General features: G+C 70.5%; 26 protein-coding genes and 1 pseudogene. 18 read left to right on the forward strand and 9 right to left on the reverse strand.

Annotated elements, in window-relative coordinates; translation table 11 throughout:
• Nucleotides 1–18: 18 nt before the first annotated feature.
• Nucleotides 19–237 (reverse strand): MbtH family protein, encoded by a 219-nt coding sequence (locus tag ACFWVP_RS04835; protein WP_384493597.1) that lies wholly within the window; start codon nucleotides 235–237, stop codon nucleotides 19–21.
• A 934-nt stretch (nucleotides 238–1,171) separates the two neighbouring features.
• Between ACFWVP_RS04835 and ACFWVP_RS04840 the strand changes: the two genes are divergently transcribed.
• The gene (locus tag ACFWVP_RS04840) at nucleotides 1,172–2,509 is read left to right on the forward strand and encodes an MFS transporter (RefSeq protein WP_384493599.1); all 1,338 of its coding nucleotides are present in this window, start codon (nucleotides 1,172–1,174) and stop codon (nucleotides 2,507–2,509) included.
• Nucleotides 2,510–2,552: 43 nt separating this feature from the next.
• On the opposite strand, the pseudogene ACFWVP_RS04845 reads toward ACFWVP_RS04840, so the two are convergent.
• Together ACFWVP_RS04845 and ACFWVP_RS04850 are read right to left on the reverse strand one after the other, a co-directional pair.
• Nucleotides 2,553–2,816 (reverse strand): annotated as a pseudogene (locus ACFWVP_RS04845) (DNA alkylation repair protein); the annotation flags it as partial.
• A gap of 106 nt (nucleotides 2,817–2,922) precedes the next feature.
• Nucleotides 2,923–3,405, reverse strand: a complete 483-nt coding sequence (locus ACFWVP_RS04850) for a DedA family protein (protein WP_384493600.1) — start codon at nucleotides 3,403–3,405, stop codon at nucleotides 2,923–2,925.
• Between the two features lie 775 nt (nucleotides 3,406–4,180).
• Between ACFWVP_RS04850 and pyrF the strand changes: the two genes are divergently transcribed.
• A complete protein-coding gene (gene pyrF / locus ACFWVP_RS04855; RefSeq protein ID WP_384493601.1) occupies nucleotides 4,181–4,876 on the forward strand; it encodes an orotidine-5'-phosphate decarboxylase in 696 nt (231 codons plus the stop codon).
• A 62-nt stretch (nucleotides 4,877–4,938) separates the two neighbouring features.
• The gene (locus tag ACFWVP_RS04860; protein WP_384493602.1) at nucleotides 4,939–5,562 is read left to right on the forward strand and encodes a hypothetical protein; all 624 of its coding nucleotides are present in this window, start codon (nucleotides 4,939–4,941) and stop codon (nucleotides 5,560–5,562) included.
• Between the two features lie 112 nt (nucleotides 5,563–5,674).
• Here the strand turns inward: ACFWVP_RS04860 and ACFWVP_RS04865 are convergent, their stop codons facing one another.
• From ACFWVP_RS04865 to ACFWVP_RS04875, 3 genes are all read right to left on the reverse strand, one after another.
• A complete protein-coding gene (locus tag ACFWVP_RS04865; RefSeq protein ID WP_384493604.1) occupies nucleotides 5,675–6,523 on the reverse strand; it encodes a DUF4097 domain-containing protein in 849 nt (282 codons plus the stop codon).
• An 85-nt stretch (nucleotides 6,524–6,608) separates the two neighbouring features.
• On the reverse strand, nucleotides 6,609–7,127 hold the full coding sequence (locus tag ACFWVP_RS04870; RefSeq protein WP_384493605.1) for a hypothetical protein: 519 nt from the start codon (nucleotides 7,125–7,127) through the stop codon (nucleotides 6,609–6,611).
• A 307-nt stretch (nucleotides 7,128–7,434) separates the two neighbouring features.
• Nucleotides 7,435–7,818, reverse strand: a complete 384-nt coding sequence (locus ACFWVP_RS04875) for a hypothetical protein (RefSeq protein WP_384493607.1) — start codon at nucleotides 7,816–7,818, stop codon at nucleotides 7,435–7,437.
• Nucleotides 7,819–8,098: 280 nt separating this feature from the next.
• Between ACFWVP_RS04875 and ACFWVP_RS04880 the strand changes: the two genes are divergently transcribed.
• The 4 genes from ACFWVP_RS04880 (at nucleotide 8,099) to glpK (ending at nucleotide 11,457) form a co-directional block, all read left to right on the forward strand.
• Nucleotides 8,099–8,401 (forward strand): ArsR/SmtB family transcription factor, encoded by a 303-nt coding sequence (locus ACFWVP_RS04880; RefSeq protein ID WP_384493609.1) that lies wholly within the window; start codon nucleotides 8,099–8,101, stop codon nucleotides 8,399–8,401.
• Complete coding sequence (locus ACFWVP_RS04885; RefSeq protein WP_384493611.1) at nucleotides 8,398–8,790, forward strand: VOC family protein; 393 nt, start codon at nucleotides 8,398–8,400, stop codon at nucleotides 8,788–8,790. The genes ACFWVP_RS04880 and ACFWVP_RS04885 overlap by 4 nt, the downstream gene beginning before the upstream one ends.
• Before the next feature lie 276 nt (nucleotides 8,791–9,066).
• Complete coding sequence (locus ACFWVP_RS04890) at nucleotides 9,067–9,912, forward strand: MIP/aquaporin family protein (RefSeq protein ID WP_384493612.1); 846 nt, start codon at nucleotides 9,067–9,069, stop codon at nucleotides 9,910–9,912.
• A gap of 27 nt (nucleotides 9,913–9,939) precedes the next feature.
• The gene (gene glpK / locus ACFWVP_RS04895) at nucleotides 9,940–11,457 is read left to right on the forward strand and encodes a glycerol kinase GlpK (protein WP_384493614.1); all 1,518 of its coding nucleotides are present in this window, start codon (nucleotides 9,940–9,942) and stop codon (nucleotides 11,455–11,457) included.
• Nucleotides 11,458–11,778: 321 nt separating this feature from the next.
• On the opposite strand, the gene ACFWVP_RS04900 is transcribed toward glpK, so the two are convergent.
• The gene (locus ACFWVP_RS04900) at nucleotides 11,779–12,261 is read right to left on the reverse strand and encodes a MarR family winged helix-turn-helix transcriptional regulator (RefSeq protein ID WP_384493616.1); all 483 of its coding nucleotides are present in this window, start codon (nucleotides 12,259–12,261) and stop codon (nucleotides 11,779–11,781) included.
• 97 nt (nucleotides 12,262–12,358) lie between these two features.
• Here ACFWVP_RS04900 and ACFWVP_RS04905 point away from each other — a divergent pair, with 97 nt between their 5' ends.
• Complete coding sequence (locus ACFWVP_RS04905) at nucleotides 12,359–12,706, forward strand: DoxX family protein (protein WP_384493617.1); 348 nt, start codon at nucleotides 12,359–12,361, stop codon at nucleotides 12,704–12,706.
• A gap of 192 nt (nucleotides 12,707–12,898) precedes the next feature.
• Here ACFWVP_RS04905 and ACFWVP_RS04910 read toward each other — a convergent pair whose 3' ends face one another.
• The gene (locus ACFWVP_RS04910; RefSeq protein ID WP_384493618.1) at nucleotides 12,899–13,786 is read right to left on the reverse strand and encodes a ScbA/BarX family gamma-butyrolactone biosynthesis protein; all 888 of its coding nucleotides are present in this window, start codon (nucleotides 13,784–13,786) and stop codon (nucleotides 12,899–12,901) included.
• 169 nt (nucleotides 13,787–13,955) lie between these two features.
• Between ACFWVP_RS04910 and ACFWVP_RS04915 the strand changes: the two genes are divergently transcribed.
• Nucleotides 13,956–14,585 carry a ScbR family autoregulator-binding transcription factor gene (locus ACFWVP_RS04915; protein ID WP_384493619.1) on the forward strand — a complete coding sequence of 210 codons (630 nt, stop codon included), beginning with the start codon at nucleotides 13,956–13,958 and terminating at the stop codon, nucleotides 14,583–14,585.
• An 82-nt stretch (nucleotides 14,586–14,667) separates the two neighbouring features.
• Nucleotides 14,668–15,441: an SDR family NAD(P)-dependent oxidoreductase gene (locus ACFWVP_RS04920; RefSeq protein ID WP_384493621.1), complete on the forward strand. Its 774-nt coding sequence runs from the start codon at nucleotides 14,668–14,670 to the stop codon at nucleotides 15,439–15,441.
• 48 nt (nucleotides 15,442–15,489) lie between these two features.
• On the opposite strand, the gene ACFWVP_RS04925 is transcribed toward ACFWVP_RS04920, so the two are convergent.
• Nucleotides 15,490–16,770, reverse strand: coding sequence for an IS701 family transposase (locus ACFWVP_RS04925; protein ID WP_384493623.1), 1,281 nt, complete (start codon nucleotides 16,768–16,770; stop codon nucleotides 15,490–15,492).
• 424 nt (nucleotides 16,771–17,194) lie between these two features.
• Here ACFWVP_RS04925 and ACFWVP_RS04930 point away from each other — a divergent pair, with 424 nt between their 5' ends.
• The 8 genes from ACFWVP_RS04930 to ACFWVP_RS04965 all read left to right on the forward strand — a co-directional run bounded on the left by ACFWVP_RS04930 (nucleotide 17,195) and on the right by ACFWVP_RS04965 (nucleotide 25,912).
• Nucleotides 17,195–17,809, forward strand: coding sequence for a TetR family transcriptional regulator (locus ACFWVP_RS04930; RefSeq protein WP_384493625.1), 615 nt, complete (start codon nucleotides 17,195–17,197; stop codon nucleotides 17,807–17,809).
• 496 nt (nucleotides 17,810–18,305) lie between these two features.
• Nucleotides 18,306–19,550, forward strand: a complete 1,245-nt coding sequence (locus ACFWVP_RS04935; RefSeq protein ID WP_384493627.1) for an NAD(P)/FAD-dependent oxidoreductase — start codon at nucleotides 18,306–18,308, stop codon at nucleotides 19,548–19,550.
• Nucleotides 19,551–19,634: 84 nt separating this feature from the next.
• Nucleotides 19,635–19,991 (forward strand): cupin domain-containing protein, encoded by a 357-nt coding sequence (locus ACFWVP_RS04940; RefSeq protein ID WP_384493628.1) that lies wholly within the window; start codon nucleotides 19,635–19,637, stop codon nucleotides 19,989–19,991.
• Nucleotides 19,988–21,613, forward strand: coding sequence for a class I tRNA ligase family protein (locus tag ACFWVP_RS04945; RefSeq protein WP_384493630.1), 1,626 nt, complete (start codon nucleotides 19,988–19,990; stop codon nucleotides 21,611–21,613). The genes ACFWVP_RS04940 and ACFWVP_RS04945 overlap by 4 nt, the downstream gene beginning before the upstream one ends.
• Nucleotides 21,614–21,685: 72 nt before the next feature.
• Nucleotides 21,686–22,054 (forward strand): aspartate 1-decarboxylase, encoded by a 369-nt coding sequence (gene panD, locus ACFWVP_RS04950; protein ID WP_384493632.1) that lies wholly within the window; start codon nucleotides 21,686–21,688, stop codon nucleotides 22,052–22,054.
• Between the two features lie 65 nt (nucleotides 22,055–22,119).
• Nucleotides 22,120–23,451 (forward strand): SidA/IucD/PvdA family monooxygenase, encoded by a 1,332-nt coding sequence (locus tag ACFWVP_RS04955; protein ID WP_384493634.1) that lies wholly within the window; start codon nucleotides 22,120–22,122, stop codon nucleotides 23,449–23,451.
• On the forward strand, nucleotides 23,448–24,530 hold the full coding sequence (locus tag ACFWVP_RS04960) for an NAD(P)/FAD-dependent oxidoreductase (RefSeq protein WP_384493636.1): 1,083 nt from the start codon (nucleotides 23,448–23,450) through the stop codon (nucleotides 24,528–24,530). The genes ACFWVP_RS04955 and ACFWVP_RS04960 overlap by 4 nt, the downstream gene beginning before the upstream one ends.
• Nucleotides 24,530–25,912: a hypothetical protein gene (locus tag ACFWVP_RS04965; RefSeq protein ID WP_384493638.1), complete on the forward strand. Its 1,383-nt coding sequence runs from the start codon at nucleotides 24,530–24,532 to the stop codon at nucleotides 25,910–25,912. The genes ACFWVP_RS04960 and ACFWVP_RS04965 overlap by 1 nt, the downstream gene beginning before the upstream one ends.
• The last annotated feature ends 82 nt before the right edge of the window (nucleotides 25,913–25,994 follow it).

A 25,994-nucleotide genomic window follows, 5' to 3' on the forward strand; every position in this document is an offset into this window, starting at 1 on the left:
CGACGACCCGTCGCCGGGCTATCCGGCCTCGGCCTCCATCGCCCGCACCAGGCCGGCGGGCCTCATATCGGTCCAGGCCGCCTCGACCGCGTCCAGGCATTGCTGACGCGACCCCTCCGGGCCGTCCACGCGCCAGCCGCCCGGGATATCAATGTGCGCGGGCCACAGCGAATACTGATTCTCGCCGTTCACCAGCACCACGAACCGTCCCGACTCATCATCGAAAGGATTGGTCACGACCGTCCCCCATGTGTTCTCACTCTTCCCACGGCATGTTCATCATGTGTTTCCAGGCGTGCCGCACCCGTCATCCCCGCAGCCACACCGCCGGGCCCCCTCGCGGTGCAATATCGGCCACACGGATCGGAGATACGTTACGCCTCCGGATACCGGCGCTACGCCGTCACTTGAGCCGGGTTCCCCCGACTTCCCCGTTCACACCAATCACACTAGAGGACCTTCAGCGGCCGAAGATGCAATTTCAGCCCATTCCCTGAGAACACTCAATCGAACAAGAAAGGAACAGATGCGCCCGGGACATATGCCCAGCGACCTTCCGCAAAAGTATCCAGCCACGCCATGTCCCTATTGTGCACATATCGTTGAATACGACCCGTGCAATTCCGGATAGCCGCCGGAGCACGCCCGCTGACTCAATGTCACACCGAGGTTTCAACGCGCTCCCATGCGCCGGTTACGCGCCCCGCCCTACCCGTAACCTGCGCCGGACAAGAACGGTGACCGCCGCCTCCGTGGGGCCGCACCTCCGCCTCCGCGGGGCCGCACGAAGGCGCGCCGAGGCCGGCCCGGTCTTCGCGGTCCTGGTCGGCCTCGCCGCCCTCGCCCACACCAGCGGAGCAGGTGAAGGTCCGCCCCCGTGCGCAGATGCCCCGTTCGCTACACGAGGTGTCCCAAATCATCGATTGCGACACCGGTGAGCGCTCTCCTACACTGCATCGCGTAGAAGTAAGGCATACCTAAGCGTCAGCAGGTCGTGTACACACTCCACGGTGGATTCCCGGGTGCCCGGGCGTGGACCGTCACCTCCGACACCCGCGAACCTGGAGTTCGACGTGCGTAGACACCCCCAGTGGCCGCCGACCGCCGCCCCGTCGCCGCGGTCCGTAATCGGCTTGCCATCGGCATGCGCACCGGCAGAGAGTCACAGGCCATGAACTCGAAGCTCTCCGCGGTGCTGCCCGACCTCTCACCCTGGCGCTCCTCCCGTGACTTCCGGCTCCTGTGGGGACAGGGGCTGATCACGACTTTCGGCAGTTTCATGGCCCTTGTCGCCCTGCCGCTCCAGATCAAGGACCTGACCGGTTCGCCCCTCGCGGTGGGCGCGATGGGCGCTGTCGAGCTGGTGCCGCTGGTGGTCTTCGGGCTGTACGGCGGGGCGCTCGCGGACGCGGTGGACCGGCGCAAGGTCATCCTGCTCACCGAGGCCGGGCTCGGACTGCTGGCGGGCGTCCTGCTGGTGAACGCGATGCTGCCGGAACCCATGCTGTGGCCGCTCTACGTGGTGGCCGCCGGTGTGGCCGCGCTGGCGGGGCTCCAACGGCCGGCGTTGGACTCGCTGCTGGCCAGGATCGTCCCGCACGACCAGCTCGCGGCGGCGGCGGCGCTGAACGCCTTCCGCTGGCAGGCCGGCGCGATCGCCGGACCCGCGCTGGCGGGAATGGTCGTGGCGTACGCCGGCAATGTCCCCGCGTACGCGACGACGGTGGTCTGCTTCGCCGTGTCGGTGGCGATGTGCCTCCGGCTCGCGCCCGTGCCCCCCGCCGAGAACGCCGACAAGCCGTCGCTGCGCGGCATAGCGGAGGGCGCGCGCTACGCCTGGTCGCGCCCGGTCCTGCTGGGCACCTACGCGGTGGACATGGCGGCGATGTTCTTCGCCTTCCCGAACACGATCTTCCCCTTCCTCGCCGACGAGCTGGACGCCGACTGGTCGTTGGGGCTGATGTACGCGGCCGGCTCGGTCGGCTCGGTGCTGGTGAGCGTGACCAGCGGCTGGGTGTCCCGGATGCAGCGGCACGGACTGCTGGTGGTGTTCGGCGCCGCGGGCTGGGGCCTGGCCATCGCGGCGGCCGGCTGGATCCCGAACGTCTGGCTGGTGCTGGTGTGCCTGGGTCTCGCCGGCGCGGGGGACATGCTGAGCGGTCTGGGCCGCTCGACGATCTGGAACCAGACCATCCCCGACGAGCTGCGCGGCCGGCTGGCCGGCATCGAGGTCCTCTCCTACAGCGTGGGCCCGCAACTCGGCCAGGTGCGCGCCGGCGCGATGGCGGGCTGGACCGGAGCCCGCCCGGCGGTCTGGACCGGCGGCCTCGCGTGCGTGGCCGCGGTGGGCCTGTTCGCCACGGTGCTGCCCAAGCTCCTGACGTACGACGCCAGGACCGACGAGGACGCACAGCGCCGCCGCACGGCCCACGCCGCCGCGACAGGCCTGCGGAAGACGACGGACACGGGGCCCGCCGGCACACCGGCCGACCGGCTTCCCAGCGCGTAACCGGAGCAGGAGCAGGAGGGGTCGGACGTGGGCGTGGGCTGTCCTACGTGTGGTGCCGTCGGCGCACCATCTGGGTGATCCAGGTGGGCGCGAACGGAGAGGTGCAGCCCGGGGAGGTCGGACAGTCCTTGAGCACCTCACGGCGTGCACCGAAACCGATCGCACGGGCGCGGTACTCGGCGTGCTCGATCCCGGTCCGGGCCAGGCAGTGGCTCATCGCCCACTGCAGGCGGTCCGGGGCGTCCTTCATCTCCGCCTCGATGACGTCGAGCAGTCCCACGAGGTCGCGGCCCTCGGACTTCTTCGCCGCGACCGATGCTCGGGCCTGCCATCGCCCTACGGATCCGTCCGAGGGGAGCCGAGGTCGCGCGTACACCTCGCCCGGCGCGAAATCCGTCCTCGCGGGACGGGGTTCACGAAGCGTCGGCCGCGGTGCCGGCGGAGGACGGGGCCGCCCTTCTTCTGCGGTACACCACCACCCCGCACACCGCGAAGAGGATGACGGCCACGGCGGACACCCCGAAGGTCGTCCGCTCGGCGAAGAGCCTGCCCAGCACCGCGAGCACGCCGAGCCCCGCAGTCGCGTACATCAGCGCCCAGGCCGCTCCGCCCACGAACAGGGCGGGGAGGTAGCGCGGCAACGGCATGCGCATGCTGCCGGCGAGAAAGTTGGCGGCGGTCTGGAAACCGACGGTCAGGAAGGAGACGGCCACCACCGGCGCGCCCCACCGCTGGATCGCCCGCTCGGCGCGTTGGAACTTCGCCGACGAGATCCTCCCGGCGAGCCTGCTGCGCCGGGCCCCGGCACCGGCGAGCCGACCGACGGCGAACGTCCCTCCGGCGCGCAGCAGGACGATGACGTACAGGGCTCCGGCTGTGAGCGCGATCTCATCCACGACGCCTCGTCCCGGGCACCGGGCCGAAACCCGCGTCCCCCGATACCCGCATGGGCGGTCCCGCCCCGCCGGGCGCACGACGCGCACGAGCCCGGTCACCGTTTCTCACCTGTGCCTGCCCCTGCCTGCTCTGTCCGCTGGGTGCCCACCTGCGGCACCGGAAACCCGCGCGCCCGGGCCCCCAGCCAGGCAAGGTCAGCCTAACCGAACGTGCATGCAGCGGACACAGGGCATCTGGCCGGCCGGGGAGCGGCAGGTGCGCTCGGTGAATCCGGTCGGCTCATCAGCAGGGAGACACCCGCCGGTTCGGCAGGGGTCTCGCTCCCGAGCGCGGCTGGGCCGCCCGGTCACATGCACCTGTGACCGGGCGGCCCAGGTCGCACACCCGCTCCGCCTCGGTAGTCAGCGCCTTCGGTGGGCCGGTGCCGCCCGTCAGGGCTGCCGGGGCCGGTCGATCGACGGCTTGCCCGTGCCTTCCGCATCCCGGTCCTGTGCGGTCGTGGCGGATCAGCCGGCGAGCAGCTTCGGGCTGCTGAAAAAACCTGAAGGGGTACACGAGATGAGCGGTGTGGGGGCAGCCCGGGGAAGCGACCGGCCGGCTGGCGGGTGAGCGGGCGTGCCGAGGGGAGCGCGATGGTCCGGGCGCTCTTGCCTCACTTTCGCGGAAGCCGCCACCGGCCACTGCCCCCGTCATCACCCTGCGGCCTCCTCAGTCACACCGGCCGACTACAGCGCCAGGCCACAGGACCGCTGTCGCTGGGGCGACAATGACGCCGTGGAACCAAACAGTCGGATCATCGTCGCTCTGGATTTCGACAACCGCCGGGCCGCCGAGGAGATCGTCGACCGGATCGGTGAAGAGTGCCGTGTCTACAAAGTCGGGCTGGAGCTGCTCACCGCGGCAGGGCCTGACCTGATCGAGCGGCTCGTGGCCATGGGCAAGGACGTGTTCCTCGACCTGAAGCTCTTCGAGATCCCGAACTCCGTGGCCGGCGCGGTCCGTGCCGCCGGCGCCCTGGGCGTCTCCATGGTGACGGTGCACAGTACGGGTGGCACCGGCATCATGGCTGCCGCCGTGGCTACGGCCCGCGACTTCCCGCGCCTTCGTGTGCTGGCCCTGACCGTCGTCACCAGCATGACCGGCTCCGACCTCGCCGACATCGGCGTCGAGGTCTCGCCCCAGGCGCAGGTGCTGCGGCTGGCCCGGCTGGCGGAAGGCGCCGGATGCCACGGGGTGATCGCATCGCCGCAGGAAGCCGCGCGGCTGCGTGGCGTACCGGGACCCGACAGCCTGATCGTCACACCGGGAGTCACGCTTCCCGGTGAGTCCCCGGCCGGGCACGCCCGCTCCGGAACTCCGCGTGCCGCCATCACCGCCGGTGCCTCACATGTCGTCGTGGGCCGGACGGTCACCCGTGCCGCGGACCCGGTGGCCGCGCTGCGGCTCGTCCGCGCAGACCTTGACCGATGAGCGGGGCCGGCGGACGGGCCAGGCCTACCGAGCTGATGGATTCGGAGTCCTTGGTCGACCGGTTGAGCGCTCGCGTCTACGTCGGCCTGCGCGAAGGACGGCTCGCCGCGCGGGACGTGATCGAGCTGTCGTGTGAACTGGTGGATCAGGGCCGCGAGTTCGACGCCGTACGAGAGGTGCTGGAGCGGCACCCCGCTCACGTGACCGCACAGGAGACGGCCGACCTGGCCGGGCGGATACTGGCGGAGACGTGTTTCGATCCCGGCTTCGACCTGGCGCCCGAGCGACTGGACGTGCTGCGCCTCGCGTTGCGGATCGTGGCCAGGGACCTCCCCGCGGCGGGCATCGTCGGCGAACCACGGCTGGTGGTCAGGGCGGACGTCTTCCCCGTGGCGGCCGGGGTGGTACTGGCTGACGGGCGGCGGCTCGACGGCGACGGCAGTCTGCACCCGTGCACGGGTGACGACTTGGTCGGTGCCGTCGCGGCGGTGGCGCGCGCCGTCCACGAGGACCTGCTGCGGCGGACCTGGCACGTGTGGCCGAAGTGCGCCGATCACGGCTTGGGCATGCACGTCGTCGAGGCCGGGGACACGGTGGTGTGGTGGTGTGCGGACACGGGCGGACACGCACCGGCCCGCGTCGGCGAACTGCCCCTCGGCGCCCCGCCCCGAGGCGGCGGGGGCTGACCATTCCGCCTGGCCCGGCCCTCGACCACTCACGTGGACAGGTCGACGCCCGGACACCTCCGGCCTCCCGGCCCGACCTGCCGGCGCCGGGGCCGCTCCGCCCGAAAGACGCTCAGACCTTGGCGCGGCGGATGTCGATGTTGCCGTGCCGGGTGCGAGCGCGGATCCTGACGGTGTCCTCGGACTTCTCCGGGCCCTCGGACGCGGTGAGCGTGTTACGCACCTGGCCCGATCCGGAGCTGACGTCGAGCCAGGCGGCCGTGCCCTCACGCACGCCGAGCTCGATCGCGCCGTAGTTGGTCTCCAGTTGGACGGTGCCGCGGGCCACTTCGTACACACGCAGGGCGCCGTGGGCGGTGGTGGCGGTGACCGAGTCCTCGGCGCGCCGGATCTCGACGTCACCGTTGGCCCCGCTCACCCGCAGTTCGCCGGTCGCGGCGCCGATGGTCGTGGTGCCGTGCGAGTTCTTCAGGACCGCGGGTCCGTCGACGAGGCCGACGCGCAGACTGCCGGAGCTGGTGGTGATCTCGGCCGTGCCCTCGACCCGGTCCACGGTGATCGAGCCGTGCGAGGCGGTCAGCTTCAGCGGGCCGGTCGTGTCGAAGCGTACGTCGCCGGACGAGGTCTTCACACGGACCTCGCCGAGCCGCCCCTCGCCGAGCACCTGGGCCCAGGCGCCGGTCACGTCGACGCGCGAGCCCGTGGGCAGTTCGACGGTCACGTCGACCGTGCCGGTACGGCCGAGGCCGAGCAGACCGGCCTTGGGTGTCCTGACGGTCAGTGCGCCACTCGTGTACGTGACGTCGGTCTGGTCGGCCGCCCGTACGTCCTGGTCCTTCTTCGGGTCGCGGGGCCGCACCTCGACGACGGTGTCGGGGCGGTCGCCAGCCGTGAACTGGATGGAACCGGCCTCCACGTGCGCCGTGGCCGCGATCGGTTCGGGGGTGTCGAAAGAAGGCATGGCTGTCCCGTCCTCTTGGGTCTTCGGATCGTCCCCGCTGGTGGGACGTGGTGTGGGCGAAGTGGTGCGGGCGGGTGGTACGCGGTCAGCGCACCCAGCCCGTGAAGCTCTGTCCGACGGTCTGCGCCTTCTCCGTCGTACGCGGTCGGGTACCGCCGTCGACCACGCCCGCCACCGCGCGCACCAGCCACGCGTTGACCGACAGGCCCTCGCGGGCCGCGGCCTCCTCGGCGCGGACCTTGAGGTGGGCCGGCAGGCGAAGGTTGACGCGGGCGGTGCCGCCCTCGTCGCCGTCGGCAGGGGCCGGTGCCCTGAGCGGCTCGGCGGGCGCGACCGGCGCCGCCGGGACGCCACCGTCCGTGGGCGGCGGTGTCACCACGAAGTCGGGGTCGAGCCCGCGCAGCCGTACGTCGACCGAGCCGGGGGCGAGTTCGCGGGTGATCTCGTCCGCGGCGGCGGAAAGCACGTTGAGCATGGCCAGCCGGGTCGCCGACTCCAGCGGAGCGGTCAGCCTCGCTGCCAGCTCGCGGGCTTCGTCACCGCCGGCTTCGGCGGCCACCGCGAGTTCGCGGCGGAGGGTGTCGATATACGGCGTGAGGTCCATGACGCCATGGTGGCATCATATTGGCTCACAATGCAAGCCGCCAGGTGAGAACTTCGGGCCGCCACACAGAGATACCTTCGCGACCTGCACGAACACGGTGACGCCTACAGATGAGAGGTGGCACCAAGCACCGCCAGGCGCACAGACATCCCCGAAATGACGCCAGGGTGGCGCCAAGCCGGGCCGAGCCACCCGACACCGTGACCGCACCGCCGCCGTGCAGCCGTGCGCCGCCCCGCGCCGCCTCACACGCACCCCCGGCATGACGTCGACCCGCTCCGGGTGACCGGCGAGCGCCCGAGGCGCGTCAGCCACGCGCGGCACCCTCCGCGCGGGCGACCTTGCGGGCCCACAGGACCAGGGGAATCTGCAAGGGCAGCCGGCCGAGGACCACGGCCCGCGGAACTGCCGGGCCTCGACGCCGGTCGACGGCCATCTGAACGTTCGCGGGAAACACGCCGATGAGGAAACCGGCGGTCGCGCGGGCCGCCACACGCCGGGTCCGGGGATGGACGATTCCGGCGGCAAGCGCGCACTCGACCACTCCACTCGCGTACGTCCACACACGCGGCGCACCGGGCAGGACCCTGGGCACCATCGGGTCGAACGCCCTGGGAATTGTGAGGTGCAGCAGTCCGGCGCCGGCCATCAGCCCGGCGAGGAGGAGAGGGGAGCCCGCGGTCCGGGACATGGATCACCTTCGATCTGTCGGCCCCAATAATTACCCGAGAGTAAGTTACGGAGAGGCCGACCGGCCGGGTTCTTCCGTTCGAGCAGGCCGTCAGCCCGGCTCGGTACGACCGGGCTCACGCGTGACCGACCCAAGCGAGCGAACAGCACGACCGGAGCCGTCAGGATCTGGACCTGGACCAGCACCCGGGCCGAGACAGGCACCCCCACCCCGCGGGCACCCCCGCCGTCCGTCCGACCCCGACTTGATAGGCAAGTGAAGAGTTGCCTATCCTGTGGCCGTGGCCGACGACCTCTTCAAAGCCTTGGCCGACCCCACCCGCCGCACCATCCTCGACGAGCTCAGCGAGAGGTCCGGACAGACACTGTTCGAGATCTGCGCGCGACTGAGCGTGAAGCACCAGCTCGGCATCTCGCGCCAGGGGGTCTCCCAGCACCTGGCCGTGCTGGAGGCCGCCGGGCTCGTCGAGACCAGGCGGGAGGGCCGTTACAAGTTCCACGACCTGAACACGGCCCCACTGCGGCGGATCGCCGAGCGATGGCCCGCGCGCGGCGCTTCCGGACCGAAGGAGAACACCCCATGAGGATTCACCTGACCAGCGTCTTCGTCGACGACCAGGCCAAGGCCCTGCACTTCTACACCGAGATCCTCGGCTTCGTGAAGAAGTACGACGTGCCGGTGGGCGAGAAGGACCGATGGCTCACCGTCGTCTCGCCCGACGAGCCCGGCGGCACCGAACTCCTCCTGGAGCCCGCCGGCCACCCGGCCGTCAAGACCTACCGGGACACCCTCGTCGGCGACGGCATCCCGCTCGCCCAGTTCGCCGTCGACGACGTGGCCGCGGAGTACGAACGCCTGCGCGACCTCGGCGTCCGCTTCACCCAGGAACCCCTGGAGATGGGCCCCGTCACCACCGCCGTGTTCGACGACACCTGCGGCAACCTGATCCAGATCGCGACACAGCCTCGGTAGGCGTGCGGACCTGCCGCCGTACGGTTCCCGGCAGCCACGGCGGCAGGTCCGCCGATACCGAGCGGTCGTCCGCCCGTCGTGTGCGGCCGGCGGCGAGCACCGCGTCCGGGGCGGCTCAAGGACGGCGATCAGGGGTGTCTTCGAGGGCTCGGCGATGCGGTCCAGCCACCGCCGGAAGTAGATCACCCTGATATGCACACTTATGCGAAACGTCCTAGCCTGCTCGTATTGCTCGGGTAGTCGACAGCCGGTCCTGCCGGCGGAGGGCGGGCTTCCATGGCTGGGCGGCGCGCGGGGTCCGGATTGCTGGGCGAGTTGTCGGCCGAGTTCGCGGGCACGATGATCCTCATCCTCTTCGGGTGCGGTGTGGTGGCCCAGGTGGCCGCGGGCGGAGCGCTGACGGATCCGCCCGGCGGGCTCGGCGACCACGACAGCATCGCCTGGGCGTGGGGGCTGGGTGTCACCCTGGGCGTCTACGTGGCGGCACGGCTGAGTGGCGCGCATCTCAATCCCGCGGTGACCGTCGCGCTCGCCGCGTTCAAGGGGTTCGCGTGGAGCAAGGTGGCTCCGTACGCACTCGCCCAGACGGCCGGGGCGTTCGTGGCCGCCCTCCTCATCCGCTGGAACTACAGCGAGGCGCTGGCCAGGGCCGACCCGGGGCACACCGTCAAGACCCAGACGGTGTTCTCGACGCTCCCCGCCAACGGCAACCCCGCCCTGCCGGTCCACGAATGGGGCGCCTTCCGCGACCAGGTCATCGGCACCGCAATCCTGCTCTTGTTGATCATGGCCATCACCGACATGCTGAACACGCCGCCCGGCGCCAATCTGGCCCCCTTCGTCATCGGCCTGGTCGTCGTGGCGATCGGGATGGCCTGGGGAACCAACGCCGGCTACGCAATCAACCCGGCCCGGGACTTCGGCCCCCGGCTGGCGAGCTTCATCACCGGGTACGGCGGAGCGTGGCGGGACCAGTACGGGAACCTCTACTTCTGGGTACCCATCGCGGCCCCGCTGATCGGCGGTCTGCTCGGCGCGGGTCTGTACAAGGCCATGATCGGCCGGTTCCTGCCTTCCGCGGCGTCCGAACCGCCGGGACGCGTCCCCGCCCCCAACGACTGACCACACCGGCCGGAGAGGTGACACATCATGGCGGACTTCATCGGCGCGGTGGACCAAGGGACCACCAGCACCCGATTCATGATCTTCGACCACGGCGGCAACGAGGTCGCCAAGCACCAGCTGGAGCACGCGCAGATCCTCCCGCGTTCCGGCTGGGTGGAGCACGACCCGGTGGAGATCTGGGAGCGCACCAACTCGGTGATGCAGAACGCCCTCCGGTACGGCGGTCTGTCGGCGACCGACCTGGCGGCGATCGGCATCACCAACCAGCGCGAGACCACGGTCGTCTGGGACCCGCGCAACGGCCGGCCCTACTACAACGCCATCGTGTGGCAGGACACCCGGACCGACGCCATCGCGGCGAACCTCGAACGCACGGGCAAGGGCGACGTCATCCGCCGCAAGGCCGGGCTGCCGCCGGCGACCTACTTCTCCGCCGGCAAGATCCAGTGGATCCTGGAGAACGTCGACGGCGTACGGGAAGCGGCGGAGGACGGCCACGCCCTCTTCGGCAACACGGACTCCTGGGTCCTGTGGAACCTCACCGGTGGTCCCGACGGCGGCATCCACGCCACCGACGTGACCAACGCGAGCCGCACCATGCTGATGAGCCTGGAGACCCTCGACTGGGACGAGGAACTCCTGGGCTTCTTCCGCATCCCCCGGGCCATGCTCCCCAAGATCAACCCCTCGTCGCACCCGGAGGCCTACGGATCGACCCGGACCTCACGGCCACTACGGGCCGCCATCCCCATCGGTGGCGTCCTCGGCGACCAGCAGGCGGCCACGGTCGGGCAGGTCTGCTTCTCGCCCGGCGAGGCCAAGAACACCTACGGCACGGGCAACTTCCTGGTGCTCAACACCGGTACGGAACCGGTCCGTTCCCAGCACGGTCTGCTCACCACCGTGGCGTACCAGTTCGGCGACAGCCCGGTGGTCTACGCGCTGGAGGGCTCCATCGCCGTGACCGGCTCCGCGGTGCAGTGGCTGCGCGACCAGATGAAGGTCATCAAGTCCGCGGCCGAGAGCGAGGAGCTCGCCCGTACGGTCGAGGACAACGGCGGGATGTACTTCGTGCCCGCCTTCTCCGGTCTGTTCGCGCCGTACTGGCGTTCCGACGCCCGGGGGGCGATCGTCGGCCTGGCCAGGTACAACGACGACGCCCACCTGGCACGGGCGACCCTGGAAGCGATCTGTTACCAGAGCCGCGACGTGGTCGAGGCGATGGAGCAGGACTCCGGTGTCCACCTCGACGTGCTCAAGGTCGACGGCGGTGTCACCGCCAACGACCTCTGCATGCAGATCCAGGCGGACGTCCTCGGCGTCCCGGTCAGCCGTCCCGTCGTCGCGGAGACGACCGCGCTCGGCGCCGCCTACGCGGCGGGACTCGCCACGGGCTTCTGGCAGAACACCGACGAACTGCGCGCCCACTGGGACGAGTCCAAGCGGTGGTCCCCCCAGTGGTCCGAGGAAAGGCGCGCGGAGGGCTACGCGGGTTGGAAGAAGGCGGTGGAGCGCACACTCGACTGGGTGAACGTCCCCTAGCCGCACGGACGTTGCCGTCTTCCGCGAAAGCTCGGCCGCGCCCTCCGAGCGGTCGGCGCCGTCCACTTCGCGCGGATCGGCGCCCGGCCACTCCTGGGCGTCCCGCTCTCCCCTGCCATGCACGCGGTGGAGGCGATCCGGTCGCCCCTGGTCGAGTCGGCCGGCTCCGGGGCAAGGGCGGACGTGGCCGTACAGCTGCCTCCGGGAACGGAAGTGGCCGGACAGCCGCTCCCTGGGGCCTCCCGGGCGACGCGACCTGGACACGCGTCCGGACCGGGCGGGCCGGAGCTGCCGGTGGCTCCCCCACCGGAGGGTGTGGTGTCACCCCTCCGTGCAGCTGAAGTCCTCCGGTGACGTCCGCAGCCTGCCCAGAAGTCCGCGCAGGGTGGCGAGGTCACGCTCGCCCAGATCCGCGAACAGCTCCCGCTCCACGGTGTCGAGTGCCACGTCCGACTTCCGGAGCCGCGACGTCCCCTCGGGCGTGATCTCCACGATGTGCCGGCGCCTGTCCGCCGGATCGCGCCTGCGCTGCACGAGAGCGTCCCCCTCGAGGTCGTTCAGCAGGGAGACGAGGACGCTCGGGTCGACGTCCAGCTTCTCGATGAGCGCCTTCTGTGTCACCGGGCCGCCCGCGAGCTGCAGGAGCGTCATCGTGTGCCGAGGCGTGAGACCGGTGGTGGCGAGGGCTTTGCGGATCACGGTCTCGGTGATGCCGCCGTGATAGGCGAGCAGGAAGCCGAGTCGCGTGTCCGGGGACGCGGATGACCCCGCCGGTTGCTGGGTGACCCTGCCCTGATCTGCCATGCCCATACCATAGCAAAGTATCCATTGTGGAATGGATCAGATCGTTGATACCCTTCAACGATATCAAGGCATCCATCATCGAAGACCGGGGTACATCATGTTCGTCGCGTACACAGCAGTCGGCATCCTCCTCGCCCTGATCCTCAGCGCCTCGGCCGTATTGACGTTCACACGCAATGAGACGGTCACGACCTCGATGACCAAGGTGGGCGTGCCCGATTCCTGGTTCCCGGGACTGGCCGCACTCAAGGCCGCGGGTGCCGTGGGGCTCGTCGTCGGCCTGGCGGTGCCCTGGATCGGGTCGGCCGCCGCGGTCGGCGTGATCCTCTACTTCGTCGGAGCCGTCGTCACCCACGTACGCGCGAAGGACTACGACATAGCGGCACCGGCGATCCTGACCCTGCTGGCAGCCGCCGCGCTCGTGCTGCGGGTGCTGTCGGCCTGATCTCCCGGCCGACCGCGCACAGGGGAACCGGCGGGAACGGAGCACCGGCACCGAGGGCCGGACTTCGGCCTCCGATGCCGGTGCTCCGTTCCGTCCTGTTCCGGCCATGATCCGCACACGGACGCTTCATGACCCTCCGGTCCGCGACCGCACTCGATCAGGCCAGGCCTGCGGCGGCGGCGCCGGGCGGGGTCAGCTGCGCTCGGCCGCGGTGACGCGGACGGAGAAGACCTCCTGCCCGTTCTGCCGACCGGTGACCAGGGTGCTGATGATGCCCAGTTCCCTCCTGCGCACGGGGACGGACTCGATGAAGCACGGGGCGTCCAGCTCGACGTACCGCGTGAAGTGCGCGTCGAAGCTGGTCGGCAGCGTCTCGGCGGCGCCCGACTCGGCATGGGCGGCCTGCGCGGCCGCCTCAAGCAGGAGGAAGCCCGGGACGTGGTCGTGATCGTGGTCGAAGAAGACGCGGTTCGTCACGTCGACCCTCAGCTGCCACCGATGGGGTTCGGCGAGCGGAGTCAGGGCCGCGAAGTCGAGCGGGGTCTGCTCGCCGCGTACGACGGGGTCGAGAGCCGGGCCGAGAGGCAGGGCGTGGAGGGTCGCGGTCCTGGCGTCGGCGTGTGTTCCTCTCAGCCGGTCGTAGATGGCCGGAGGATGCGCGATGTAGCGGACCCTCGCTATCCCGAGGGGCTCGTCGTCGCGCGTGACCATGATCTGCGCGGTGAGTCTCGCGGAGCCACGGCGGCGTCGCTCCACCTCCGTGTGAGTGATCGTGAGGCGGACGGTGCCCGGGCCCTGGCGTGCGTCCAGTGCCGCGGTGACGACGGAGGTGTCGAAGGTCTCCCACCCCAGGCGGTGGTCCAGCGGCACCCCGTGGACCGTGTGGGACAGCATCGTCAGCGCCTGACGGATCGTTTCGGCGAGGAGTAACGGGTGATAGACGTCGCGGTGCGAGGTGTATAAGGCGTGGTGCGAGGGCCATGCGGCGAGAACGGTATGGGACACACCGTCGCCGTGACTGCCCCAGCCGGTGAGGAACACCTGGTCGGTAAGTGCCTTGCGTGCCAAATGTGTTGACACCGGCTGGATACTGACGGTGGGCATGATTGAGCCAGTCGTGACTGTCATTCGGGTTCCCCCCGGAAGCCGTACGGTCGTTGGGCGGTCAGCTACAACGCACTCGTTCGAGTCATCGCATGAAGTAACATAGAGATTACTATTTTCATTGTCGAGGGGTAGTGGAGACCTGGTGGCACCACGCGAGTTGAAGCAGGAGCGCAGCGCGCGTACCCGCGCCGCCATCCTCAGGGCCGGCGCCGAGGTGTTCGCCGAGGCGGGTTTCGCGGGTGCGAGCGTCAGCGGTATCGCGCGCCGCGCCGACCTCACCCTGGGCGCGCTCTACTTCCACTTCCAGTCGAAGGAGGAGCTGGCCCGGGAGATCGTGCGCGCCCAGCCGACCCAGGTCCCGGTGGCTCCCGACGCACGCGGCCTCCAGGCGGCGGTCGACACCTCGGTCCTGTGGGCCACCCGGCTCCTGGAGGATCCCGTACTGCTCGCGGGAGCCCGGCTGGTGATGGATCAGGAGTACTTCGTCGATCCGCACGAGCTCAATTCGTACCAGCAGTGGGTGGACGTGTTGCTTCCGTTCCTGCGCGAGGCCGCCGAGAACGGCGACCTGAGGGACGAGGTGGCCCCGGAGGCGCTGGCGCGGCTCGTGGTCAACGCGGCGACCGGTCTCCAGATGAACGAACAGCTTTCCACCGGGCGACGTCATCTCCCGGACAGGGTCAGGGAGATGTGGCAGTTCCTGCTGCCGCTGATCGCGACCGGGAAGAGCACCGTGCACGTCGCCGAACCTCTGCGGCCGTCCGGCACATGACCGTGCGGTGAACGCGCGCAGCCGCTGATTCCGGCTTGTTCGCGGGAGTCCGCCAAGAGCCCCCGTACGGTTGAATCTGCCCATGGATAACGTTTCTGGGATGTTACCGGGCAGGACAGTCATGATCACGGGTGCCTCGGGGGGCATCGGGGCGGCCGCCGCCCGGCTCTTCGCCGACGAGGGCGCCTCCGTCGTCCTGATGGCGCGCCGCAAGGACCGGCTGGAGACCCTGGCCGAGGAGATCAACGCCGCAGGGGGCCGCGCGACATCGGTCCCCGGGGACGTACGAAGACCTGACGACGTGGCTCGGGCGGTCGCGCGGGCCGTGGAGGAGTTCGGCGGCCTCGACGCCGCGTTCAACAACGCCGGCTGGGGTTCGGTGGGCGCCGTTCTTCACGAACTGGACGACAACGCCTACGACATGGCGATGGACGTGAACGTACGGGGGGTCTGGAACTGCATGCGTGAGCAGATTCCCGTCATGCTCGGCCAGAAGGACGGCGGTGCCGTCGTCAACATGTCGAGCGTCGCCGGACACTCCGCGACCGGGGCGAGCGCACCCTACATAGCGGCCAAGCACGCGGTCCTCGGGCTCACCCGGGCGGCAGCCGCCGAGTACGGCGACAGGGGGGTACGGGTGAACGCGCTCATGGCGGGCAGCACCCGTACCGATCTGCTGGAGCCCTACATCGCGAACGCCCCCGAAGTCGAGGCGGGGATGACCCGGAGGGCGATACAGAAGCGGCTCGCCGACCCGTACGAGGTCGCGCAGGTCGCCGCGTGGCTCTGCAGCGACCGCGCCTCGTTCGTCACCGGCGGCGCCGTTCCGGTCGACGGGGGCTGGAGCGCCGTGTGACCGCCGACCGAGGCTTCGAGGCCGGGGAGCGGGGTTCCGCGATGCCGCTCACGACCTCCGTCCCGGTGCGGACAGGGCGCCCGCGCGTACCGGTTGCGGCAGTCCGGGCGACGGGGCGAGGGGCCCGTCGTGGAGCCAGGACGCCTTCGGTCCGGCGGGGGCCGTCGGTACCGGCTCGGCCTCGGCCAGCCTGCTGTAGGCGCAGGCCGCGGACACCAGCGTCACGTTGCGATGCCAGCCCGGGAACGACCTGCCCTCGAAATCCTGGAGGCCGAAGCTTCCTTCCATGCGGCGCAGCGCGCCCGGAGTCCAGGCATGTGCTCCGGCCAGCTCCATCAGCTCTTCCACGGGCCGGTGCACCAGGGTGGTCATCCAGAGCGCGGGCGCTCCCCGGCCGTCGGCCCGGTATTCGGCGAACAGTCGGCAGAAGCGCTGGGCACGGGGCCCGCGCGGCAGACTGGCCACGGCGGTCACGATGCGTTTCGCTCCTGCCGCGCCGCCGTGCGGGGAGGCCATGACGGTGCGCAGGACCTCGCCGTGGGCATCGAGGAAGCGGCGGGCGCTCACCAGGGGGGCGGCATCGATCCCGCGCGCGCCCTGGTTCACCGGCGGAAGCACCACCGGCAGCGTGTCGGGGACGGTCACGACGAGGTCATGGCCGCGCTGCCGCAGTCCGTGCAGCAACCGGTCAGGCTGCTCGTACGCCCGCAGGTCCGCCACCAGGGGCAGCGGGGTGGGGAGGGCGGAGGCCAGGGTGTCCGCCAGGTCGAGGACGTGCACCCACTCGGGGACCGGCTGGACCGACTCCGGGATGCGCGCGCGGCGGCGCAGGCGTTCGTCGGACCACTCGCGGGGCAGGTGCAGGCGCCAGTCGACGGGGATCTGCACACGCCCGGCCGCCAGGAACAGCCCTGTGGCTACCTGGCAGTTGACGGAGCGTCCCGCCACGGGGTCGAAGCGGCGGTGCACGCCGCATGACTGATTTCCGCGCTTGGGCACGACAGCGGTGCCGACCGTCCAGGCCGTCGGCCTCAGCCGCCGCTCGGTCCAGCGGGTCAACTCGGCGCGGGCGGGCTGCCATTCCCACGGGCTGGAGTTGACGAACCGGTGCATCGACTGGGAGGCGGTGGGCGAGTCGGTCACCGCGGCCGCGAGGCTGCGTACGGATTTCCTGCCCGACACGGCGAGCAGGCCGAGTAAGTAGGCGGCGGCCCAGCGGCGTTGATCGGCTCTGGGCAGGTGCGTGAAGACCTGATCGGCGAACTGGGTGACCTGTCGTCCGGCTGCGAGGACGGATGTGTGATCTGACTCGTATACGGGGCCGGTCATGGTGTTCCCTTCTTTGACGGCTCAACGCGACCAAAGAATAATAGAGTTCGCTATTCTTTTATCGCATTGATCCAGCCAACCCCGACGGCACGACCACCCGGCGCCGCCTCTACCCCACACCATGTACCGAACCAGCCAACCCGAATCACCTCCCTTGATGTGGCTGACCTGCGGCTGCACACTGTCCGCCACGACAACCGGACACCGGGATCGGCCCATAGTCGCGGTCCGTGCGACGGACTCCACCGGTGCGGCCCTCCCACGGGCGGCTTCGCAGCCGTGCACCACGGGACAGCACCGGCCGGACTCGGCCCGCCTCGCGGAACACGGTGGCGCGCCACCCGCGGCGCGTCGCCGCGCATCGGGTGGCGACGGAAGGCGGCGACCTCTTTCCCATGGCCGACAAGCACAGGCGGAGACACGCATGGTGAAGCAGGAACGTGCCGTACGCACCCGGCAGGCGCTGTTGGACGCCGCCGCGGAGGAGTTCGACCGGCACGGTTACGAGGGAACCTCGCTCAACCGCGTCTGCCGTGCCGCCGGAATCACCATCGGCGCCCTGACCTTCCACTTCTCGACCAAGGCGGAGCTGGCGGACGCCGTTCAGTCGCAGGGGCAGATCATCACCCGGGCGGCGCTGGACAGCATGCCGGCCCGCCCTGCTCCCGCCCTTCACCGCGCCATCGACCTCATGCTCGAACTCGCCCGGTTGCTGGAGGCGGAGTCGACCGTGCGCTCCGCGGCCCGGCTGAGCCGGGAGCGCCCGGAGCAGAACCTGTCATGGACGGCCTCCTGGATGATCTTTGCGCAAGATCTGTTCGAAGACGCTTACCTGCAGGGCCAGTTGAACGCGGGAGTGCGTCCCGCGTCACTGGTGTCGCTGTCGACGTACCTCACGATCGGGGTCGAGTGCAGAGCGCGCGCCGAACACGAGGACCCGCCGGCCAGGGACCGCGAACCGAGCACGGCCGAGGAGCTCAAGCAGGTCTGGGACATGATCCAGTACGGCATCTGTCGCCCTCCGGCCGCCGGACCCTGATCGATCAAAGATGCGAGCCGTTCGTATCGCAGTGCGAAACCGGTGGACGATTTAGGCAAGTCGGCATTGCCGCCCCGGACCGCACCCCGGATTGTGGACACCGCAAACGACACACCTTCGAGGAGTGAGCGTGGTGGCGACGGATCCTACGAGCAGGACTTCACCGGACACGGTCCGCCGTCGCAGCCCCCGCGGCCCCCGCCGCGGATCCACTCCCACCGGCGGTGCGGGGGAGGCCGGGAAGCAGCCGCGCGGCTCTTCCGGGCCGAGCTGACAGCCGCCTTCCCGTAACGGGACCAGGGTCTCCCCACCGCTGGTCCACCGCTTGCCCGTGCCCGTACCGCAGGGCAGGCCGCCCGACGCAGCCCTCGCGCCACGCTCCGTCACGGCCTCGCCCGGGACAGCCCCACCGGTTCCACCAGCTCGGATTTCCGGCTGCCCGCCTTCGGGGCAGCCCGCGCAGTCACGCCTTGAAAAGTCTTCTGTGGAGGGTTCCATGGCGACAGCCGAACGTATGGACGTGGTGGTGGTCGGAGGCGGTATCGCCGGTTCCGCCCTCGCGGCGGCACTGGCGGGAGACGGGTACCAGGTGCTGCTGCTGGAGCGGCAGACCGTCTACCGGGACAAGGTCCGCGGCGAGGTGATCAACTGCTGGGGTGTCGTGGAGCTCCTCCAACTCGGCCTGGAGGAATGCCTCCTGAAGGCCGGTGGCACCTACGTCGACCGCTTCGTCGGCTACGACGAGATCGTCGACCCGGAGGTCGCACAGGCCAACGCCATCCCGTTGGACCAGATGATTCCCGGTATCCGCGGAGTGCTCGACGTGGGCCACCCCGAGGCCTGCGAGGCCCTTGCGACCGCCGCGGCCGAAGCGGGAGCCACGGTCGTGCGCGGAATCGGGGACGTCACCGTGACGGGCGGCGCGAATCCCGTCGTCCGCTACGAGTACAACGACGTCGAGTACGACGTACCGTGCCGGATGATCGTGGGCGCGGACGGCCGTACCTCGACCGTGCGGCGCCAGCTCGGTGTCTCCCTGACCCAGACACCGCCGAACTCGCTCGGCGGCGGCATGCTCGTCGAGGACCTTCACGACTGGCCCGTCAACGTCACCTCGATCGGCACCGAGGGGGACCTCCTCTACTTCGTCTTCCCCCGTGAAGGTGCGCGGGCGCGGCTGTACCTGCTGCACGACGTCGCGCAGAGGGGCCGCTTCTCCGGTCCGAACCGCCAGGCCGACTTCCTGGAGGCCTTCCGGTTCCGCTGCATACCCGGCAGCGGGATGTTCGCTGCGGCGACCCCTTCCGAGTCCTGCGCCTTCTACCCGATGAACGACGCCTGGACCGACTCTCCCGTGGTGCCCGGTGGCGTCCTGATCGGTGACGCGGCCGGGTGGAGCGATCCGGTCGTGGGACAGGGGCTGTCCATCGCGCTGCGGGACGCCCGCCAGGTACGGGACGCCCTGCGCTCCGACACCGTCTGGTCGCCCGGGACACTGGCCCCGTACCGGGAGGAACGCGAGGAGCGCATGCGCCGTCTGCGTATCTCCGGAGCGGTCAGGACCACGATGTACATGACGTTCGGCCCCGAAGGCGCGGCCCGCCGCAAGACGTACGCCAAGGCCTGGCCCACCGACCCGGTTCTGGCCGGCTCCCGCCTCGCCACCTTCCAGGGGGCCTTCGGCGTCCCCGACGAATCGTTCGCACCCGCGACCATTCAGCGGCTCTTCGCGCTGAAGTAGTCCGCCCCGCAATCCGCCCCGGAACACCCACGGGCACCCGCACGCACCGCTGTGCCGCCGTACCGACAAGGAAGGCAATCACTCATGCACGTCAAGACCGATGCCGACGACCTGCGCATCCGCAAGAACGGCTGCGACATCCGCGAGCTCTATCCCTGGAACGACGTCGTCACGCCGCCCTGGAACAGCACCCTGTGCTCGATCCGCCCCACCGAGTCCAGCACGCCGCACGGCCACGCCACCGACGAGACGTTCATCTTCATCAGCGGCGAGGGGAACCTGCGGGTCGGCGCCGAGGAACGGACGATCACGCCCGGAGACGTCGTCTACATCCCGCACGGCACCGACCACGTGGTCACGAACACCAGCGGCTCCGAGCCGCTGTCGTTCGTCAGCATCTACTGGCTCCAGCCCGCGGACGAGAAGCAGGACGCGCGATGACCGACCCCTCCGACGGCGCCCCGTCCCCGCAGCGGCGCGTCAACGTCACCTTCTCTCCCCCGACACCCAACGGGGACCTGCACCTGGGCCATCTGGCAGGGCCCGTGCTGAACAGCGACGTCTGCGCCCGGTCCCAGAAGGTTTTGGGGCACGACGTGGCCTTCGCGACGAGCACCGACGACAACCAGACCTATGTCGTCACCACGGCCGAGCGGCTCGGCGTGATCCCCGAGGCCCTCATCCAGCACGCGCTGGACAGCGTCACCCGGTCCCTCGATCTCGCCGGCGTGGATGTCGACCTCTTCGAACGGCCGGACGCCGAGTACACCGCCTTCGTACGCGGCTTCTTCACCTCCCTGTGGGAGCACGGCGCCTTCGACCTGCGTGAGATCGAGCTGCCGTACGACGCGGAGACCGGCGAGTACAAGGCCGAGGCGTTCGTCACCGGCCGCTGCCCCACCTGCCTGGCCCACGCCCGCGCCGGAGTGTGCGAGGCCTGCGGCCTCTACAACCTGCCCGGAGCCCTGCTCCCCGTCGCGGACACGGCCTCCGCGCTGCCCACCAAGGCCGTCTCCGTCTGGGTCCTGGACCTCGAACGCTACCGGTCGATGATCACCAACTGGTACCGCACGACGGACGTCAAGCTCCGCCCCGACCTGGCGAAGGTCGTCTCCGACACCCTCGCGAGCCGCCTTCCCTACATCCCGCTCACCTACCCCAGCGCCTGGGGCATCACGGTGGACTGGGACGGGCCCGACGTACAGCCGCAGGCCATCAACGCCTGGCCGGAGATCTACGTCGGGCACGTGTACTGGCTGCAGCAGGCCCGCATGGACCCGTTCGCCCCGTGCGACGAACTCGTGCAGTTCATCGGCATCGACAACGGCTTCTACAACGCCTTCGTGTACGTGACCCTCGCGATGCTCGCCGCACGCCACGGCATGTCGGTCTCGCTGCCCAGGACGCGGACCGTCACGAACCAGTACTACATGCTGGAGGGCCGCAAGTTCTCCACCAGCAAGGGCGACGTGCGGTGGGCGAAGGACTACCTCGAGACCGTCGGGCGGGACCGTGCCCGCTTCGTGCTCGGCCTCACGAGCCCGGAGCTCCAGCAGGCCGAATTCAGCGAACCCATCGCCGCCGCGACGATCGAGGCCCGCTACGACGCCCCGCTACGCGCTATCGTCGACGCGCTCCGGCCCTTGACCGGCCGGCGTATCGACGCGGCCCCCTCACCCTGGTGGGCCGCCGCGGCCGAGGCGTCGCGCGGCCGGTTCGAGGACGCCTACCGGCTGGAGACCTTCAGCGTGCGACGGGCGGCGGAGGCCGTGGCCCTGCACCTGGAGGTACTGGCACTGCGCTGCGACGGGATCCGGCCCGACGACGAGGGCGACGTGTCAGGAGCGCTGCAGTTCCTCTGGACGCTGCGCACCCTGGGCTGGCCGGTCACCCCCGACCTGAGCGAACACATCTCCACGGCCTTCTCGGCCGAGTCCACCATCGGCAAGCCGCCCCTCCTCTCCGACCTCGCCACACCGCCGGTGGGCGCGTTCCGTGGCCTGACCGTGCCGCCCGCCCCCACCACCGCCGACACCCCGGCCGCGGAGCCGGCCACCGCCTGAGCGGCCCTCTCCCGATCGGCCACACCGCACACCTCTCGCACCGACCCTTCTTCCACCGACAGGAGTTCCACCATGCTGCGCACCTTCATGAACTCGAAGATCCACCGCGCCACCGTCACCGACAGCAATCTCAACTACGTCGGCTCCATCACCATCTCCCCCGAACTGCTCGACGCGGCCGGCATCGGGATCCACGAGCTCGTCCACGTCGTCAACATCAACAACGGCGCCCGCTTCGAGACCTACACGATCCTCGGCCGGCCTTCCGCCAACGAGGTCGTCGTCAACGGGGCAGCCGCCCGCCTCGTCGAGACCGGCGACAAGGTCATCATCATCAGCTACGCCCAGCTCACCCCGGACGAGGTCGCCGACCACAAGTCCCGGGTCGTCCACGTGGACGGCACCAACCTCATCACCGAGACGGCGCTCCTGAGCACCTGACCGGCGCATTTCACCGATGCCGTACGACGTTCCTGCATACACGACAAGTCGAGGATGCGTGAACCGTGACAAGCCAAACGATCCATCCGGTACTGGGAGTGGGGTTCGGGCCCGCCAACCTCTCGCTGGCGGTCGCGCTCGAGGAGCGCGACCGCGCCGGGACCGCCCACTTCATCGAACGGTCCACCGACTTCCAGTGGCAGCGCGAGCAGCTGCTGTCCGGGGCGGACATCCAGAACAATCCCTTCCGCGATCTGGCGATGCCACGTAATCCGGCCAGCCCGCACACCTTCATCAAATACCTGGCGTCCCAGGGCTCACTGACGGATTATCTGCACCTGAACGCGAAGTTCCCCTTGCGCCGCGAGTACGCCGACTACCTCACCTGGGTCGCCGGCGCCTTCCGCAAGCAGGTGGACTACGGACGCTCGGCCGTCGGTCTCTCCCTCGTCCAGGGGGACGACGGCGGGGAGGTGTTCCGCGTGGAGACGGACGACGGCGGCGAGTACCTCGGCCGTACGGTGTCCGTCGGGACCGGCCGGTCACCCCGCGTCCCGCCCGCCTTCCAGCGCAGTCTCGGGCCGCGCGTCTTCCACTCCACGCGATACCTCTCGTCCCTCGGGCAACTGGGCGACAGACCCCTTCGTGTCGTGGTGGTCGGTGCGAGCCAGAGCGCGATCGAGATCATCCTCGATCTGCTGGCGCGCCCTCAGGTACGGCAGGTCGTCTCCGTCCACCGCACCATCGGGTTCCGCCTCAAGGACACCAGCCCGTACAGCCGACGGGTGTTCCTGCCCGAGTTCGTCGACTACTTCCATCCTCTGTCCAACGCGAAGAAGCGCCGGCTGCGCGACGAGCTGCGTTCCGTCAACTACGCCGCCTGCGACCAGGACGTCATCGACCGTCTGGCCGGAGTGCAGCGGGAGTACGAACTGACCGGTTCCGAACGGCTGTTGATGAAGCCCTTCTCCGAGGTGGTCGTCAGCCGCCCCGAGGGGCAGGGGCAGCGTCTGGTGCTGCGGGACGTCAACCACCTCACCGAGGAGACCCTCGACGCCGATGTGGTCGTCCTGGCCACCGGCTTCCGGGACTTCGGCAGTGAGCAGGGCGACGAGCCGTACCACCCGCTCCTGGAAGGCATCGCCCACCGGTTGCCGCTCGACGAGGACGGCGTCCCCGTGGTCGCACGGGACTACTCGATCGAGCTCAAGTCCCCGGCGGACAGCCCGCAACCGCTCCGGGTCTATCTGAACGGGCTCTGCGAGGCGAGCCACGGCATGGGTGACGCCGGTGCCCTGGCCATGCTGTCCGTCCGGGCGACGGACATCGCCGACTCGCTCCAGCGTGACCTGGTGCGCGACCACGAGGAACTAGTGGCCTCCGGGACCTCCCCGTGAGCCACCCCACCGTCACCGCGGACGTCGCCGTCGTCGGCGGGGGCATCATCGGTCTGGCCACGGCCGAGCGGCTGACCGCCGCCGGCCTCAGCGTGGCCGTGGTCGACGAGGCCGGTATCGCCGGAGGCGCCACAGGTGTCTCCGGCGGTCTCGTCCGCGCCTTCGCCCCGTCCGACGGCGACGAGGACTTCGCGTCCGCCGGACTGGCCGTCTACCGGAAGCGGGGATGGCGCGGCAGCTGGCCCGCCGTACGGGGCCGGGGCAGCCTCACCTTCCTCGCACCCGGCGAGCGTGCGGCGGCGCTCCCCCGGGTCGCATCGCTCCTGGAAGCGGGGCACAGGGCGGAGATCCTCGCCGCCGACGAGATCGGCGCACGCTTCCCCGGGCTGCGCACGGCCCCGGACGAGTACGCCGTATACGAGCCCGACGCCGGCTGGTTGCCGGTGCACGACGTGGCCGCCGCCATGGTCCAGGACGCCGGACCGCGCCTGCGCCTACTGCGGGCACGTGCCACGCACCTGCTCACCTCGGGTTCCCGCGTGGTCGGAGTGGGGACGGACACCGGCCCGGTCGGGGCACGGGCCGTCCTGCTCGCCGCCGGCACCGGCAGCACTCCCCTGGCTGCGGGCGTGGGCGTCCATCTGCCGCTGCACACCCGGGCGGTGGGCTACTGCCTCTTCCGGCTTCTGGACGGGGCCGCGCCCCTCGCGCTGCCGGCCGTCGTCGACCGGGCCACCGGTGCGTGGCTGCGCCCGTGGGACGACGCGTCCGTCGTGCTGGCGGGTGCCTTCTCGCCGCTGACGGGTGTGCCCGCCACGGTGCGCGGCGACGTTCCGCACCAGGAGGTGGAGCGGGTCCGCGACATCCTGATTCCGCGTCTCCCCCAACTGACCGGAGCCCCGGCCGTGGGCGGCGTGGCGGCCTACGACGCGATGTCTCCGCGGGGGCCCGCTTCGGTGGGCGTGCCGCCCGAGGTGGACGGCCTGGTCACCGCGACGGGCTGGAACGGCGGCGGCTTCAAACTGGCGCCCGCGGTCGGCGAGCGCGCCGCCGGACTGCTGCGGGAGGCGATGGCCTGATGCCCGGCACCGTACGTCTCAACCCCACCGACGAAATGCTCCACGCCGCGGCCGACAGGCTCGGCTCCATCCGGATCGTGCAGGTCCTGTGGTCCTTCGACCGTCCGGTGCCCCGTCACACGCTCGAAGCGGAGTGGCAGCGCCTGGACCAGGGCCGTCTCAGTCGCCGGGCGGCCCCCTCACGGGTCCCGGGAGCGCGGCGCACCTGGGTGCGCGCCCACAACACGGAGGGGCTGGACACCACCGCGCGACCGGTGACGGCCGACACGCTGATGGAGTGGGCCGACCGGGAGGTGAGGGTGCCGCTGCCGCCCGGATCGAACGCGCTGTGGCGGCTGGCCGCCGCACCGTACGGCAGCGGCAGCGTCGTCTCGTTGACCGTGCCGCACTTCCGCTGCGACGGACTGGGCATCTTCGACGCCATCGCCTCGGGCGGTCGGCCCGACCGGACCGTGCCTGAAGCAGCCGTCGCCTCCGGCGGCCCGCCGGACCGTTCGGTGCCGGACGCTTCAGGCCCGCTGGGTGACGCGGTCGACGTCCTGCGGCAGGCCGCACGTGCCGGCGTCGATACCGTTCGGTGGCTGCCGCGTCTCCTGGGCAGCCCCGCCGAACGGGCCGGACTCGCCGCGGCACTGCGCCGGCCTCCGGCGGGTCCGCCGGTCGCGGGTGAACCGCGCTTCTTCACGTCGCTGATCGTCGAGACGGACGCGATCGCGTGGGAGGAGAAGGCCCGCGCGCGGGGTGGGACGGCGAACAGCCTGTTCATCGAGATCGCCGCCAATCTGGTGCGGGCCGCCGTCCGCACGGGCAGCCCCACCCCGATCGAGGTGGGGCTGCCGATGACCCTGCGGGAATCGGAGGACGACGGGCGGGCCAATGCCCTGGTCGTCCTGCCGTTGACGGTCCGGGGCGGCCCCCCGCGGCACTCCGGCCTCCGACGTACCCGGGACGCGACCAGGGAATTGCTGAGCCGCACCGGAGGGCGCGGCAGCACGCTGGTGCCGGAGGCCCTGTGGCATCTGCTCCCCGCCGGGCGGGCTCACCGTCTGTTGCGGCCGGGGGCGCAGCAGACCGATGTCGTCGCCTCCAACTTCGGCCGGACGCCCGACGCGGTGGCCCGTTTCACCGGGCGGCCGGCGGACGGCGTCGCCGTACGGACCATGAACGTGCCCGGTGTGGTGGCCGACCGGGCCCGCATCCGCGCGTCGCTGTGTCTGGTCCGTACCGGCGACAGGATGGCGGTGACCGTCACCGGCATGCCGGACCACTTCGGTGACGGCTCCTCCCTGGCCCGCCTGGTGGGCGAGGAACTGTCCGCCTGGGGGCTGCGTGCGGACCGGTGGTGGGGCGCCGGACCGACCCCGCACGCGCGGGACGCCTAAGGGCTGTCCCGTAACCCCTGGCGGGCGCACGACGACAGCTACGGCACCTCGCCGCGCTGTCGCTACGCCCGCTTACATCCAG

It is taken from the genome of Streptomyces sp. NPDC058637, from assembly GCF_042717325.1.
In the GTDB taxonomy this organism is placed as follows: Bacteria; Actinomycetota; Actinomycetes; order Streptomycetales; family Streptomycetaceae; genus Streptomyces.

Excerpts from the sequence above, each read along its gene's own strand:
- ACFWVP_RS04840 (WP_384493599.1), top strand. The coding sequence starts at position 1,172 with ATGAACTCGAAGCTCTCCGCGGTGCTGCCCGACCTCTCACCCTGGCGC.
- ACFWVP_RS04865 (WP_384493604.1), bottom strand. The coding sequence starts at position 6,523 with ATGCCTTCTTTCGACACCCCCGAACCGATCGCGGCCACGGCGCACGTG.
- ACFWVP_RS04870 (WP_384493605.1), bottom strand. The coding sequence starts at position 7,127 with ATGGACCTCACGCCGTATATCGACACCCTCCGCCGCGAACTCGCGGTG.
- ACFWVP_RS04875 (WP_384493607.1), bottom strand. The coding sequence starts at position 7,818 with ATGTCCCGGACCGCGGGCTCCCCTCTCCTCCTCGCCGGGCTGATGGCC.
- ACFWVP_RS04885 (WP_384493611.1), top strand. The coding sequence starts at position 8,398 with ATGAGGATTCACCTGACCAGCGTCTTCGTCGACGACCAGGCCAAGGCC.
- ACFWVP_RS04890 (WP_384493612.1), top strand. The coding sequence starts at position 9,067 with ATGGCTGGGCGGCGCGCGGGGTCCGGATTGCTGGGCGAGTTGTCGGCC.
- glpK (WP_384493614.1), top strand. The coding sequence starts at position 9,940 with ATGGCGGACTTCATCGGCGCGGTGGACCAAGGGACCACCAGCACCCGA.
- ACFWVP_RS04900 (WP_384493616.1), bottom strand. The coding sequence starts at position 12,261 with ATGGCAGATCAGGGCAGGGTCACCCAGCAACCGGCGGGGTCATCCGCG.
- ACFWVP_RS04905 (WP_384493617.1), top strand. The coding sequence starts at position 12,359 with ATGTTCGTCGCGTACACAGCAGTCGGCATCCTCCTCGCCCTGATCCTC.
- ACFWVP_RS04920 (WP_384493621.1), top strand. The coding sequence starts at position 14,668 with ATGGATAACGTTTCTGGGATGTTACCGGGCAGGACAGTCATGATCACG.
- ACFWVP_RS04925 (WP_384493623.1), bottom strand. The coding sequence starts at position 16,770 with ATGACCGGCCCCGTATACGAGTCAGATCACACATCCGTCCTCGCAGCC.
- ACFWVP_RS04930 (WP_384493625.1), top strand. The coding sequence starts at position 17,195 with ATGGTGAAGCAGGAACGTGCCGTACGCACCCGGCAGGCGCTGTTGGAC.
- ACFWVP_RS04935 (WP_384493627.1), top strand. The coding sequence starts at position 18,306 with ATGGCGACAGCCGAACGTATGGACGTGGTGGTGGTCGGAGGCGGTATC.
- ACFWVP_RS04940 (WP_384493628.1), top strand. The coding sequence starts at position 19,635 with ATGCACGTCAAGACCGATGCCGACGACCTGCGCATCCGCAAGAACGGC.
- ACFWVP_RS04945 (WP_384493630.1), top strand. The coding sequence starts at position 19,988 with ATGACCGACCCCTCCGACGGCGCCCCGTCCCCGCAGCGGCGCGTCAAC.
- panD (WP_384493632.1), top strand. The coding sequence starts at position 21,686 with ATGCTGCGCACCTTCATGAACTCGAAGATCCACCGCGCCACCGTCACC.
- ACFWVP_RS04965 (WP_384493638.1), top strand. The coding sequence starts at position 24,530 with ATGCCCGGCACCGTACGTCTCAACCCCACCGACGAAATGCTCCACGCC.